Below are 12901 nucleotides of genomic sequence, written 5' to 3' on the forward strand. Positions count from 1 at the left end.
GAGGAACGCATGTCCATCAGGCCCCTCGTCGGGAGCGGTGAGATCGTCGAGCGCGTTGCGTCGACGAGGTCGGCGCTCGATATGTCCTGGCTCGACGGAAGAGTGCGCCTGGACCATCGCCACTGGCAGTCCGCGGAGACGGACGTCGTGTGGACAGCGCCCCAGCACCTGCTCGTACTCACGGACAGCGGACGCACGGCGCGAACCCTGATGCGCGCGAACGGCAAGGTCGTCTACGACGGCGCCGACTACGCGGGCGCGCTGACCTTCGTGCCGGCAGGGACCGAGCGGCGCAACGTCTATCTGGATGCCCGCCTGTCCTATACGGCGCTGTGGATCGACCCAAGTTTCGGAAGCTCGGCCTTGCCGGACGGCATCGGCATCACCAACGCGCGCGACGAGGTCCTGCGTGTCCTGATCGCCAGCCTGCGCGACGAACTGCTGGCCGGCTGGGGCCCGTCGGTGGGCTATGTGGAGCATCTGACCGCGCTCGTCCTGGATCGGCTGGCAGCCGTCGGCGGCCGGGCCGCATCGCCGCTCCCGCCGGCGCGGCACGCCGCGCTTTCTCGCCCGGCCAGCGAAAGGGTGCGCGACTATGTGCGTGCCCATGTGGGGACGGATCTCTCGATCAAAGACATGGCCGCCGTCGCCGGCCTCGCCCCGGACAGTTTCGCGCGGCGTTTCAAGGCGACGACCGGCATGTCTCCCTATGCGTTCGTTCTGGAGGAGCGCGTGCGGCAGGCCGAAGCCCTGCTGGCCGAAACTCGCGAGCCCATCGGCGGCATTGCCATCCAGCTCGGCTTTGCCAGCCAGAGCCACCTGACGTCCACGTTCCGGCGGCAACGCGGGATCACGCCGCTGGCCTTTCGCGCGAATTTCATTCCGCGATCCTGACAAGCCTCCCGGTTTCTGAAAGACGGCACGCCACGCGTCTTCGCATACTTTCATCGCAAGAAGAAACCGGCTTCCGTTGGCGAAAGGGCTCGATGCCCGATGCCGCCGATCCCGGGACCGGCGAATCAACCCTCTCAAGGTGACAGACACACGATGACTCCATCCGACGACGATGCCCTGACGCGCAATGCGACCGTCACGCGCCGCGAATTCCTGGCCGACACCGGCGTGACCGGTGGTGCGGCAGCGCTGATGCCGATGTGGTCCAACCCGGCGCGGGCGCAAGCCGGACGCGAAGACGGTGCAGCCGCCTTTGCCGAGATCGCATTGCGCATCAACGGCCGCGAGCACCGGTTGAACGTGGACACCCGCACGACGCTGCTGGACCTGCTGCGCGAGAACCTCGCACTGACCGGCACCAAGAAAGGCTGCGACCACGGGCAATGCGGTGCGTGCACCGTGCTGGTGGAAGGGCGTCGGATCAATTCCTGTCTCGCGCTTGCCGTGCTGCATGACGGCGCGGCGCTCACCACCATCGAGGGCCTGGCGCGCGGCGATGCGCTGCATCCGGTGCAGGCCGCCTTCATCGAGAACGACGGCTTCCAGTGCGGGTACTGCACCCCGGGGCAGATCTGCTCGGCCGTGGGCATGCTGGACGAAGCCGCCAGGGGCGCGGCGAGTTTCGTGACACCGGACGTGCGGGCGAGCGGGCAGGTGGAGCTGACCGATGCCGAGATTCGCGAGAGGATGTCCGGCAACATCTGCCGATGCGGCGCGTATCAGGGCATCGTGTCCGCGGTCAGGTCGGTGGCCCTGCCCACGGGCCGCCGGAGGGCTCGCGCATGAAGCCCTTCGCGTACCTTCGCCCGGCCGACGAAAGCGCAGCCATCGAGGCGGCCAGCCGCGAACCCCGCTCGACGATGTTCATCGCCGGCGGCACCAATCTCGTCGATCTCATGAAGGAGGGCGTGGCCACGCCCGGCCGGCTGGTCGACCTGAACCGCCTGCCGCTCTCGCGCATCGAAACCACGGCCCGGGGGCTGCGCCTGGGGGCGCTCGCCCGCAACAGCGACACCGCCAACCACGCCGCGGTGCGGCAACGCTACCCGCTGCTGAGCCAGGCCATCCTCGCCGGCGCGTCGGGTCAGTTGCGCAACGTCGCCACCAACGGCGGCAACCTGCGCCAGCGCACGCGTTGTCCCTATTTCTACGATGTGAACCAGCCCTGCAACAAGCGCCTGCCGGGCTCGGGCTGCGGCGCGCTGCAGGGCTTCAATCGCCACCACGCGGTGCTGGGGGCGAGCGAGCAGTGCATCGCCACCTACCCGGGCGACATGGCGCAGGCCCTGCACGCGCTGGAGGCCACGGTGCAGGTGCGAGGCCCGGACGGCCGCCGCGCCATTCCCATTGCCGATTTCCACCGGCTGCCCGGCAACGAGCCGCAGCACGACGCGAACCTCGCGCCCGGCGAACTGATCACCGCGATCGACCTGCCCGCCGATGCGGCGCGCTTCGCCTCGCGCTCCGTCTACCTGAAGGTCCGCGAGCGCGCGAGCTACGCCTTTGCCTTGGTGTCGGTCGCTGCCGCGGTGGACATGGACGGCGACCGGATCCGCGAGGCGCGCCTGTGCCTGGGCGGCGTGGCGCACAAGCCCTGGCGGGTGCGGGAGGCGGAGGCGATGCTCAAGGGTGCCCGCCCCGGCGCAGCCACGCTGCGGGCCGCCGCCGAGGCCGGGCTTGCAGAAGCCAGGCCGCGCGCGCACAACGGGTTCAAGGTCGAGCTCGCCCAGCGCCTGCTGGTGCGCGCGATCTCGCAGCTGACCCTCGACCACGCGACGGAGCGCCGCGCATGAGGCCCAATGCGCAACCTGTCGTCGGCCAGGCCGTCTCGCGCGTCGACGGCCGCCTCAAGGTGACGGGCCAGGCGCGATATGCCGCGGAGTTCCCTTTCGACGGGCTGGTGCATGCGGTGGCGCTGAACAGCAGCATCGCGGCCGGCACCATCCGCGACATCGACACCCGTGCGGCCGAACGCCTGCCCGGCGTGCTGGCCGTCATCACCCACCGGAATGCGCCGCGTATGCCGGCGCAAGAGAGGCAGACGCCGCAGAACCGGCTGACCCGCGCGGTCCCGGTGCTGCAGGACAGCCAGATTCACCACCACGGGCAGTTCATCGGCATCGTGGTGGCCGAGACGATCGAGCAGGCCCGCCACGCGGCAAGGCTGGTGGCGGTGAGCTACGACGCGCGGCAGCCGGCCGTCGTCTTCGACGACCATATCGAGAACGCGTATGCGCCGCCCGTCGTGAATGCGGGGATCAAGACCGACTCGGCGCACGGCAACGCGGATGCCGGCCTAGCGGCGTCGGCGATGCGCGTGGATGCGGTGTACGACACGCCCATCGAGCACCACCACCCGATGGAGTCGCACTCGACCATCGCCGTCTGGGACGGCGACCACGTGACCGTGCACCATTCGCTGCAGATGGTGATGGAAGCCGTGCCGACGATCGCAGCCACCTTCGAGATCCCGCGCGAGAACGTGCGTGTGCATTCGCCTTTCGTCGGCGGCGGCTTCGGCAGCAAGATACAGACGCGCGACAACGCGGTGCTCGCCATCCTGGCGGCGCGCATCGTGCGCCGGCCGGTGAAGCTCATGCTGACGCGCCAGCAGATGTTCATGAACGTCGGCTTGCGCCAGCACAACCGGCAGCAGATCAGGCTGGGCGCGGACGCCGACGGCCGCCTGCGGGCCGTGGTCCACGAGACGATGACCCACACCTCGATGACCGAGGAGTTCGTCGAGCAGACGGGTGTGATGGCCCGGATGATGTATGCCACGCCGAACTCGCGCGTCACGCACCGCGTGTTCCGGCTGAACGTGCAGACGCCCAAGTGGACGCGCGCTCCGGGCGAGGCGCCGGCGAGTTTCGCGCTCGAATCGGCGATCGACGAACTCGCGGCGGCGATGAAGCTCGATCCGATCGCGCTGCGGCTGCGCAACGACACACCGATGGACGCCGATACCGGCCTGCCGTTCTCGTCGCGCTCACTGGCCGAGGCCCTGCGCCTGGGCGCGGAGCGATTCGGATGGCATCAGCGCAAGGCCGAGCCGCGCGCCACGAAACGCGGGCACTGGCTGATCGGCCATGGGGTGGCGGCATCGTCGCGCGGCGCGCCATTCCGCGGCGCATCGGCCAGGGTGAGCATCACCCGCCGCAGCCGCGTGGACGTGCGTGCACTGGTGGAAATGGCCGCCACCGACATCGGCACCGGCAGCTACACCATCGTGGCGCAGGCGGCGGCGGACGCGCTGGGGCTGCCGCTGGACCGCGTGGAGGTGCGGCTGGGCGACTCGGCCCTGCCGCGCACGCCCGGCTCGGGTGGGTCGTGGGGGGCGGCCACCTTCACTGCGGCCGCGCAGGCGGCGTGCCGCCAGGCGATGGACGAATTGCAGGCGCGCTCGACCCTGAGGTTCGTGCGCCGACCCACGGTGGCCGAGCTGATGCAGGCCGCCGGCGTGAACGCCCATTCGGCCAGCGTCGACATGCCCGGCCCGGACCCTGCCAAGGCCACGCATTCGCACTACACCTTCGGCGCGAATTTCTGCGAGGTTTGGGTCGACGAGGACCTGGGCATCGTGAAGATCCCCCGCTTCACGGCGGCGATCGCTGCCGGCCGCATCCTCAACCCGAAGACCGCGCGCTCGCAGATCGTGGGCGGCATCGTCTGGGGGCTGGGCAACGCGCTGATGGAAGAGTCGGTGCTCGAGACGCGGGACGGCAGCTTCATCACCCGCACGCTGGCCGACTACCACGTGCCGGTGAGCCTGGACATCGGCGACATCGATGTCGTGTTCGTGCCGGAGACCGATCCGCGCGTGAACCCGATGGGCGCCAAGGGCATCGGCGAGATCGGTGTGATCAGCGTCGCCGCCGCGGTGGCGAATGCGGTCTACAACGCGACGGGGCGGCGGGTGCGCTCGCTGCCGCTGACGCCGGATAAGGTGCTTGCGGGAGCCACGGGCTGAGCTGTTGGTTTCCCCGATCTCTGTCCGCCTCGGAGTTTGGTCTAGAGGGCCAGCCCAAGACATTGTTTTTTGCCCGCTTTTTTGCAGCACTGTGTGATCAACGACTTACCTGTCTTCTGATCCACCAGTCTGTTCCCCTTGGGCAAGAGAGGAGGGCCGGACGGCGCAGAGGTTGCGCGACAGCGACTTTCTGGTGGCCAGGCCGTTCTGGGTTTTCAACGTTGCGCAGATCGACGGCCTCCCGCCTGAGCTTGGCGAAAGCGGCACGGGTGAGATGTCGCCATCGCCTTCCAGTGCCGTCGAGCGGGCACTGCGACGGATCGGTAGGTGCGAGGCGAAGGTCTGCTATGGCTTTGAAGGGGCCATGTATCTGCCCTGGTCTGCGCGATTCACTGATGGCCTCGGTGGCCCAATCGATAGGATTCACTCCAGCTGAGCGTCCGCTCGGCCGCTACCCGTATACCGGCTGCGTTGGCTCAGTGCAGCAGATAGAAGCGATAGTCCGAACCGCCTGCGGCCGCTCCCCTTCGACAGCCTCTTGCCAGCGGGGCGAAACGCCCCATCCGCAGAATGAAGCGCAACGCTCTTGCGATGATGACCATGGTGTGTGCGCTGCTTAGGCTCCGCGCCGCAGGACCTTGCCCGGTCGTGCCTCGGTTAGCGAAGCGTCGCGCATCACGGCAGTTCCGTTGACAAAAACGTGAGCCACACCCGTCGACTTGACGTTCGGGTTTTCCAACGTGGAGTGACATTGGATTCGATCGAGATCGAAGACTGCGAGGTCCGCGTAGTATCCCGCCCGGAGTTCTCCCCGCTGCTCCAGCCGGAAACGCCGTGCGGGAGTCCAGGTCAGTCGCCCTACCGCCTCGACAATATCCAGGACGCGCTGATCTCTCACGTACTTCTGAAGGAACGACGCTGCCCACGAGAAAGCGATCGGCGAGAAGCGCAGGTCTTTCAAAGCGCCCACTTCACTGACGGACACGCCATCGGAAATCACCATGCAGTCGGGCTGCCGGATCAACGTATCAATGTCAGCTTGGCTCGATACCCGTCCGCACCACATCAAGCGAGACATCTCGGCGCCTTCTTCCAGGAGGAGGTCGCAGATGCAATCCCAAGGCGTGGATTGCCGCTCGGCGGCAATCTGCTGAATGGTTTTTCCCATGTAAGACGGGTTCGCTCCGCAATGGTAGAGAACCAGCAAGTCCCACCGGTGGTCGGCAAGCAACTTCCAGTTGGGAAATGCGTTCTCCTGCAAGCGCGCACGGGAAGGTCCGGGTCGCAGTAGGGACCGCAGTTCGTCGCTTGGCAGCTCAAGTGCCCAAGTCGGGAGAGATGCAATGACTTTCGTGGGCCCCCATTCATCGGGAATGACATCGAAGCCCACATCGGCGCCATCGTCGCGCGCCCAGCGCACCATCTCCAGCAGACGATCCGCCGCGCCCTGCGGCGCGCCGTACTTCGGAGCTATGTGAGACAGCTGGAGTTTGGACCGGGTCGTGCGAGCGATGCCGAGCGCTTCACCCACTCCCATTTCGATCAACCAGTCGCGGTTGCGGACGTGACTGGCGTACACCACGTCGAACTCCGCCGCAATCGCACCTGCCTCCAAGAGTTCCACGGCGGTCGCATGCATGCCTGGCGCGTACTCCAGTCCAGTGGAGATACCAATCGCGCCGTCGTCAAGAGCTTGGCGCAGATACTTCCCCATCGCTGAGAGTTCGTCCGCACCGGCTGCGGAACTAGCTGTTCCCTTGACAGCAAGGCGAACCGTACCGTGGCCCACGTATGAAGCGACGTTCAATACGGGACGCGTGGCTTGGAGCACGTCGAGGTATTCGGCGAACGTCCTCCAGGTGATCTCTGTCGAATCCTGCACCGCGAGAAGGTGCTTCCTCAGCAAAATAGGGTCGGCGCAAGGTGCACAGCTATGACCGCAATTGCCGGCGATCTCGGTCGTGACTCCCTGCGTGATCTGACTTTGGCCACCGGAATCCTTGAGAAACGCAGCATCCGAGTGGGTATGAATATCGATGAACCCAGGTGCAACGATCAAGCCAGAGCAGTCGATCCTCTGACGCGCCGGTGCGTCGACGATGCCTTGCTGCACCCACACGATCCGTTCGCCTGCGATGGCCACCGTGCCCACGAAGGGCTCCGCTTGGCCCTCGCTCGCGACAACCTGGCCGCCGACGAGTAGGTAATCGATCATCATGCTGGTTGGCTCAGTTGTCGATGCGAATGTTCTTCGCCTTGATCAGGCCGGACCAACGTCCTTCTTCGGCCGCAATGAAGCGAGAGAACTCGCCGGCATTCCGGGGTTGGACCACCATGCCCCGGCCTCGCAGGTCTTGCAGCACCGCGGGGTCCTTGAGGACTTCTAGGATTTCCTTCGAAAGGTAATCCTTGATGGCAGAGGGCGTCTTGGCGGGCGCCGCGATGCCGTACCAGAGTGAAACGTCGATTCCAGGGAGGCCCTGTTCTGCAAGGGTTGGGACGTCAGGGAAAGAGTCCATCCGCTTGTCCACGGTGACTCCGAGTATCTTCACCTTGCCCGATTTTGCGAGCTCAGTGGCACTCAGCGCCGACAGGAACATGAGATCGATCTGTCCGCTGAACACTTGGGTCAGCGCAGGAGCGGTACCCGGAAAGGGAACGTGCAAGAGTTCCACGTGTGCGGCCTGCTCCATCAATGCGATAGCGGCGTGCGCGGTGCTTCCAACCCCCCAGCTTGCTGCGGAGACCGAGCCGGGCTGTTGCTTTGCCACGCGAACGAGATCCGGAACACTGGCAGCCTTCGAGCTCGGGTTGGCAACAAGCGCAAAAGGCATGATGCCCATGAATGCCACCGGGTCCAGATCCTTCGAGGTATAGCTGATGTTCTTGTACACCATCGGGTTCAGCACGTTTGTCTCCGGCAGTGCCAACATGAGGGTATAGCCGTCAGGCTGCGCACGAGCGACGGCCGTCGTGCCGACGATTCCGTTCGCGCCGGGCTTGTTGTCCACCACCACCTGTTGGTTTATTCGCTCCGAAAGCTTCAAGGCCATCAGCCGCGCAATACCGTCCGTGTTGCCCCCTGCGCTCCAAGGCACGACCAGCCTGATCGGTCGGGATGGGAACTTGTCAGGCTGTGCTGAAGCCGGCAGAAGGATGGCCGCCAGCAGGGCACCAAATGCGAGATTGCGGAAAGACATGGTAGCGTTCCTAGATGGTGAAAACCTTAATCTAGTTAGAACGATTTCTGTCTCACGTGCCACTTTGTCGGAAAGGGAAAGACCGGTTGCGGGTTTTCGGATGAACTACTCATCGCGGGGCAAAAGGTGACGCGCCGATGCGCCAGGCAGGACACGCAGGTCCGGGTTTTCTCAAACCGCAAGGTCAGGGGAGGGCAGGCGTGCGCAAGGTCACGCGGCTGCGTCGTCAGGTGCCAGGCGAAGACGCTCAACCCTCAGTGGCAGACCACGACGAACTCGCATTGTCCCAGCGTGCAATTCGGCCATCACGGACTTGAAGAATCTCGATGGCTCGAGTGTGCTGCAGCGTCGAGTGTTCAGTCGACTTCCAGCTCAATCGTGCGTCGGAGATAACGAGATCGCCGGCGACTGCGCGAACAGTCTTGCGAAGGTCGTAGTGGGTGTATCTTGAGTACCGCTCACGGACGAAGGGGCGCAGTTGCTCTTTCCCGGTCAGGACGACGGCACCGAGGTCGGCGATCACGTCGTCCGTGAAGATATCCAGAATGCGATCAGTATCCAAGCTGCTGACGGCCGCCACCACTTGATCCAGCCAAATCTGTGCGGTCTCCGCATCGAGGGCTGCACTGCCTTTTTGATAGCTCTTCCAATCGGTCATGGGGTGTATCTCCAGTAAACAAAGGTGGAATGGGGATGCCGTGGCGATCAAGCCTCGTAAGCCACACCGTCGCGGCCAGGGTCGGCGCCACCCTCGATGCGTTCGCCGTTGATGCGGATCCCGTGCACAGAAGCAATCGTGTACCCGAACGGATTGCGAACCACTTCGTAGCCCAGACTCTCAAGCGGCCGGGACACGGAGCGTGGAATCCGATTCGAAATATCGATGATGTTGCTCGTGGACGAGAAGCGCGGCGCAGACACGGCCTCTTGCATGCTCATCTCATAATCCGCGACGTTCAGGATCGCTTGCAGCACGCCCATCGCGATTTGCGTTCCGCCCGGCGCACCAAGCACAATTTCGGGCTCGTCTCCGCGGAATACGATGGTGGGACAGGCCGAAGTGAACCTTGCCTTTCCGGGGGCGATGCTGCCCGTTCTGCCTGGTCGCGGGTCGAACACGCCCATGCAACCGTTGTACATGAAGCCGAGGCCGGGCGTCATCACACCGGACGGCATCGCGAGCGAATGCGTGATGGCAACACAGTTGCGTTCACCATCCACCACGGACAGGTGCGTCGTGTCCTTTGGAACAGGGGCCCCCAATTTGAGACGGGGCACGTCGGCCTTCTCGCCGGCATTGATCGCGGCAGCAGCCTGCGCCGCGTAAGCCTTGGAGAGCAGGCGATCCAGCGGCATCTCTAGAAAAGCCGGGTCACCGAGATGCCGGTCTTTGTCGATGGTGGCGCGCTTCATGGCCTCACACACGATGCGGATGTATTCCGGCGTGTTGTGCCCGAGCGCCGTCAGGTCGAACTGCTCCAGGATGTTGAGCATCTGGAGCAGCATCGCGCCACCGCCGGGAGGCTGGTTGGTGGTGATGCGTCGGTCCCTGTAGCTTCCTACCAGCGGAGCGTTCTCGCGTGGTGCGTAGGTCGCGAGATCTTGCAAGGACAGCAGGCCGCCGTGGGCGGCCAGGTCCTCCACCATGCGATGGGCGAGTTCACCTCGGTAGAAGGACACTGCGCCATCACGCGAGATCGTTTCCAGCGTGTTCGCATAGTCCGGATTTCGCAGCGGTGTGCCGATGGTCTTGGGCGTGCCGTCCGGCCGGCAGAAAAGTTCGCGACCAGCGGCCGAGTACAGGAGCCGCTCAATGTTGCTTGCTCGACCGGCGAGCGGCTCGTCGATCCAGAACGCATACATCGCCGGCCGTACCATGAATCCGTTCCGGGCCCATGCAATGGCAGGTGCGACCACTTCTTTCCATGGGAGGCGGCCATGCCGCGCGTGCAGGCGCGCTAGCCCGCTGAGCGTTCCTGGAACGGCGATGGCTTGGTAGCCGATGTCGTTCAAGCGGCCCTTGATCCTGAACCCAAAGCCGTCGCGCGTCTCGCCCTCCAGCAAGTGCTCCCACATGTCTGATCGAGCGCTAAGCGGCGCGGGAGCGTGGAAGTCCACATACTCATGGATGCCGGCTTTTGGGCGGTATACGGCGGCCGTGCCGAAGCCGCCAATGCTGCACATCAGCGGATCCACCACGGTCTGCACAAGGGCGCAGGCGACTGCCGCGTCGACCGCGCTTCCGCCTGCGCGCAGAATCTCAACGCCGGACTCGGCCGCTTCAGGCTGCGGACAGCTCACCATTCCTTTGCTGCTCATGTCGACTCCTGTAGCAAGTTAAGCCCACGGCACCACTGGCACGCTGCCGCTAAGCCGGGCGACGTAAGCTATGGGAACGTCATGCGTCCGGAGTGTTGTTGACCTCTTGCCGTTCCACACTGGGCAGCTTCTCGTACTCCTCGATATACCGCGGCACGGGGACGTCCTGCCGACCGTGCGGATCGCGGATGGCACCCGCGAAGACCTGCTTGATCAGCAGTTCGCCGGCCCAGCAATCGCGGTCCAGATCGAACTCAAAATCCGTTGGCGGCCCCGACCGCATCTTTGCAACTGCCTCGACGATGGGAATGCGCATCACCGTCGTGCTGTTCAACTCCTTGGAGTTCGGAGGCCTCACATCGGCGAAACGGCCTTTGAGGACGTGGCGCGCGTAGGCCTCGAAAGAGGCGATTTTCTCCTGTGTATCCGTCACTTCTTCTGGCCGCCCCAACACCACGACCGAACGGTAGTTGACGGAGTGGTTGTAGAGCGCACGTGCCAGAACCAGTCCATCCACATGAGTGACGAGGACGCACACCTCCCCGCTCAGCGCCGCGCTGAGCATGGTGCTCTGGTTGGAGCCGTGAATGTAGATGTAGTCACCCATCCGGCCATAGCCGGTCGGCAGCACGCGCGGTGCTCCTTCATGGACATAGGCCACATTGCACATGAAACCCTCGTCAAGAATGGCCCGAATAGCATCCTTGTCGTAGATCCCACGGTGAGGGCGCCGGGTCAGCGTGGTCCGGTCAGTCGCTTCGTACTTGTCACTCATCTGTTTTCCTTCGGATTGCGGGCCTTTGTTGCCCTGAACGGTGCGAAAGATGCTCCCGTACCACGCCATTTTTGACGGACCTGAATTGCAGCATCAGGCCACTTCACCGCTTCGGTGCAGGCCACTTCGTACAGCGCCAGCAAGGGTCGCGCTCAAGCTTCATTCGGGGGCGTCCTGTCGGTAGGTCGCTGCGCAATGAAGTCAGCGCGGATCTGCTCGTATGCCGCTCCTGCACGCAGTACCTTGGCGTCGCCGCCGTACGGGCCGATCAGCTGGATACCCATCGGCCAACGGCCGTTCGGATGGAAGCCCGCGGGCACCACCAAGGCAGGCAAGCCGCCCAGAGTGGCATAGATTGCGGACTCCATCCAGCGGTGGTAGGTGTCCATCTCGCGTCCCGCGATCTGTTTGGGCCAGCGCTCCTTCGCGTTAAACGGCCAACACTGCGCGGAGGGCAGCACGAGCAGGTCCCACTGATCCAGCATGGTGCGCATGTGCTGGTAGTAATTCGTGCGAACCTGGCTTGCCTGACGGAAATCGGTGAAGCTCATGCCGCGCGAGCACTCGTACTCCCACTGAGCCTCCGGCTTGATCTTCTCCTTGGCACCTGGCAGTTGCATGAGCGCCCCGACACGTGGCCCCGTGCCTGCGCGGCGCCAAGTCAGCCAGCATTCCCACAGCTGCTTGGGATCGAACCCCAATGGCACCTCCTCGACCACGGCGCCCGCCGCTTCGAGGTGACGCAGCGCTTCGCGACAGGCGTCCAGCACACCGGTTTCCATAGCGAGGTGGCCGCCCAGGTCGCCCAGCCAGCCTATGCGCATGCCGCGGAGAATCCCCGGATCGACGGCCTCGTTTTCCTTCCAGCCCAAAGGCATCTGCATGGAGAGCGGCGAGCGTGGATCGAAACCGCTTTGTGTGGTCAAAAGCCGCCCGACATCGCGGATGCTACGGCCCATGGGACCCTCGTTCGAGAGCAGGTCGATCCACACGTCCGACATTCCAGCCTGGGGTACTCTTCCTTGTGACGGGCGCATACCGAAGACGTGGTTCCAGCCTGCCGGGTTCCGCAGTGAACCCATTCCATCTGAGCCGTCCGCGACCGGGAGCATGCGCTGCGCCAGGGAAACGGCCGCCCCTCCGCTGCTGCCGCCGGCGCTCACTGCCGGATCCCATGCATTGCGGGTCACACCCCACAGAGTGCTGAACGTATGCGAGCCCAGCCCGAACTCAGGCGTCGTCGTCTTGCCAATCACGATGCAGCCTGCGGCCTTCATGCGTGCGGTCAGGATGGAGTCGCTCGTCGGCATATTGCTGGCCAGTAGCTCGCAACCTTTGGTGGTGGGGAAGCCAACGACGTCTGCGAAATCCTTAACGGCCATGGGGATGCCATGCAGCCAGCCCCGCACCTTGCCGCTGGCCAGGTCGGCGTCAGCAGCATCGGCTTCAGCCAATAGCTTCTCGACCGGAGCCATGTTGACGATAGTGTTGAAGATGGGGTTGAGCGCATGAATGCGATCGACCGTGGCCTGCATCAGCTCGCGGCAAGAGAACGACCGGCGCCGCAGGCCATCGGCGAGTTCGGAAGCCGTCAGGTCGGTCAAGGCAGGCCTCACGGAGGCGGTTTCACTCATCATTTCTCCTTGGGCTGCGGCAGGGCTCGTAGCGGAATCCGCCCGCATC

10 protein-coding genes are annotated in these 12901 nt (G+C 64.7%); 4 read left to right on the forward strand and 6 right to left on the reverse strand.

Annotated features, from left to right (window positions below; genetic code table 11):
* Positions 1–9: 9 nt before the first annotated feature.
* The 4 genes from ASC78_RS01795 (at position 10) to ASC78_RS01810 (ending at position 4924) form a co-directional block, all read left to right on the forward strand.
* On the forward strand, positions 10–894 hold the full coding sequence (locus tag ASC78_RS01795; protein WP_055795950.1) for a helix-turn-helix domain-containing protein: 885 nt from the start codon (positions 10–12) through the stop codon (positions 892–894).
* Positions 895–1047: 153 nt separating this feature from the next.
* A complete protein-coding gene (locus tag ASC78_RS01800) occupies positions 1048–1740 on the forward strand; it encodes a 2Fe-2S iron-sulfur cluster-binding protein (protein WP_235504951.1) in 693 nt (230 codons plus the stop codon).
* Positions 1737–2747, forward strand: a complete 1011-nt coding sequence (locus tag ASC78_RS01805) for an FAD binding domain-containing protein (protein WP_055795552.1) — start codon at positions 1737–1739, stop codon at positions 2745–2747. The genes ASC78_RS01800 and ASC78_RS01805 overlap by 4 nt, the downstream gene beginning before the upstream one ends.
* On the forward strand, positions 2744–4924 hold the full coding sequence (locus tag ASC78_RS01810; protein ID WP_055795554.1) for a xanthine dehydrogenase family protein molybdopterin-binding subunit: 2181 nt from the start codon (positions 2744–2746) through the stop codon (positions 4922–4924). The genes ASC78_RS01805 and ASC78_RS01810 overlap by 4 nt, the downstream gene beginning before the upstream one ends.
* Positions 4925–5540: 616 nt before the next feature.
* Here ASC78_RS01810 and ASC78_RS01815 read toward each other — a convergent pair.
* From ASC78_RS01815 to ASC78_RS01840, 6 genes are all read right to left on the reverse strand, one after another.
* Positions 5541–7142 carry an N-acyl-D-amino-acid deacylase family protein gene (locus ASC78_RS01815; protein WP_055795557.1) on the reverse strand — a complete coding sequence of 534 codons (1602 nt, stop codon included), beginning with the start codon at positions 7140–7142 and terminating at the stop codon, positions 5541–5543.
* A gap of 10 nt (positions 7143–7152) precedes the next feature.
* A complete protein-coding gene (locus ASC78_RS01820; protein ID WP_055795559.1) occupies positions 7153–8124 on the reverse strand; it encodes a tripartite tricarboxylate transporter substrate binding protein in 972 nt (323 codons plus the stop codon).
* Positions 8125–8371: 247 nt separating this feature from the next.
* Positions 8372–8782 carry a nuclear transport factor 2 family protein gene (locus tag ASC78_RS01825; RefSeq protein WP_055795560.1) on the reverse strand — a complete coding sequence of 137 codons (411 nt, stop codon included), beginning with the start codon at positions 8780–8782 and terminating at the stop codon, positions 8372–8374.
* 47 nt (positions 8783–8829) lie between these two features.
* Entirely contained in the window at positions 8830–10443 is a 1614-nt protein-coding gene (ggt, locus tag ASC78_RS01830; RefSeq protein WP_055795562.1) for a gamma-glutamyltransferase, read from the reverse strand.
* Between the two features lie 79 nt (positions 10444–10522).
* Positions 10523–11218, reverse strand: coding sequence for a pyridoxamine 5'-phosphate oxidase family protein (locus tag ASC78_RS01835; protein WP_082517403.1), 696 nt, complete (start codon positions 11216–11218; stop codon positions 10523–10525).
* A 152-nt stretch (positions 11219–11370) separates the two neighbouring features.
* The gene (locus ASC78_RS01840; protein ID WP_235504952.1) at positions 11371–12822 is read right to left on the reverse strand and encodes an amidase; all 1452 of its coding nucleotides are present in this window, start codon (positions 12820–12822) and stop codon (positions 11371–11373) included.
* Positions 12823–12901: the final 79 nt, after the last annotated feature.

It is taken from the genome of Variovorax sp. Root318D1 (genome assembly GCF_001424835.1).
GTDB lineage: Bacteria > Pseudomonadota > Gammaproteobacteria > Burkholderiales > Burkholderiaceae_C > Variovorax.

Excerpts from the sequence above, each read along its gene's own strand:
- ASC78_RS01795 (WP_055795950.1), top strand. The coding sequence starts at position 10 with ATGTCCATCAGGCCCCTCGTCGGGAGCGGTGAGATCGTCGAGCGCGTT.
- ASC78_RS01800 (WP_235504951.1), top strand. The coding sequence starts at position 1,048 with ATGACTCCATCCGACGACGATGCCCTGACGCGCAATGCGACCGTCACG.
- ASC78_RS01805 (WP_055795552.1), top strand. The coding sequence starts at position 1,737 with ATGAAGCCCTTCGCGTACCTTCGCCCGGCCGACGAAAGCGCAGCCATC.
- ASC78_RS01810 (WP_055795554.1), top strand. The coding sequence starts at position 2,744 with ATGAGGCCCAATGCGCAACCTGTCGTCGGCCAGGCCGTCTCGCGCGTC.
- ASC78_RS01815 (WP_055795557.1), bottom strand. The coding sequence starts at position 7,142 with ATGATGATCGATTACCTACTCGTCGGCGGCCAGGTTGTCGCGAGCGAG.
- ASC78_RS01820 (WP_055795559.1), bottom strand. The coding sequence starts at position 8,124 with ATGTCTTTCCGCAATCTCGCATTTGGTGCCCTGCTGGCGGCCATCCTT.
- ASC78_RS01825 (WP_055795560.1), bottom strand. The coding sequence starts at position 8,782 with ATGACCGATTGGAAGAGCTATCAAAAAGGCAGTGCAGCCCTCGATGCG.
- ggt (WP_055795562.1), bottom strand. The coding sequence starts at position 10,443 with ATGAGCAGCAAAGGAATGGTGAGCTGTCCGCAGCCTGAAGCGGCCGAG.
- ASC78_RS01835 (WP_082517403.1), bottom strand. The coding sequence starts at position 11,218 with ATGAGTGACAAGTACGAAGCGACTGACCGGACCACGCTGACCCGGCGC.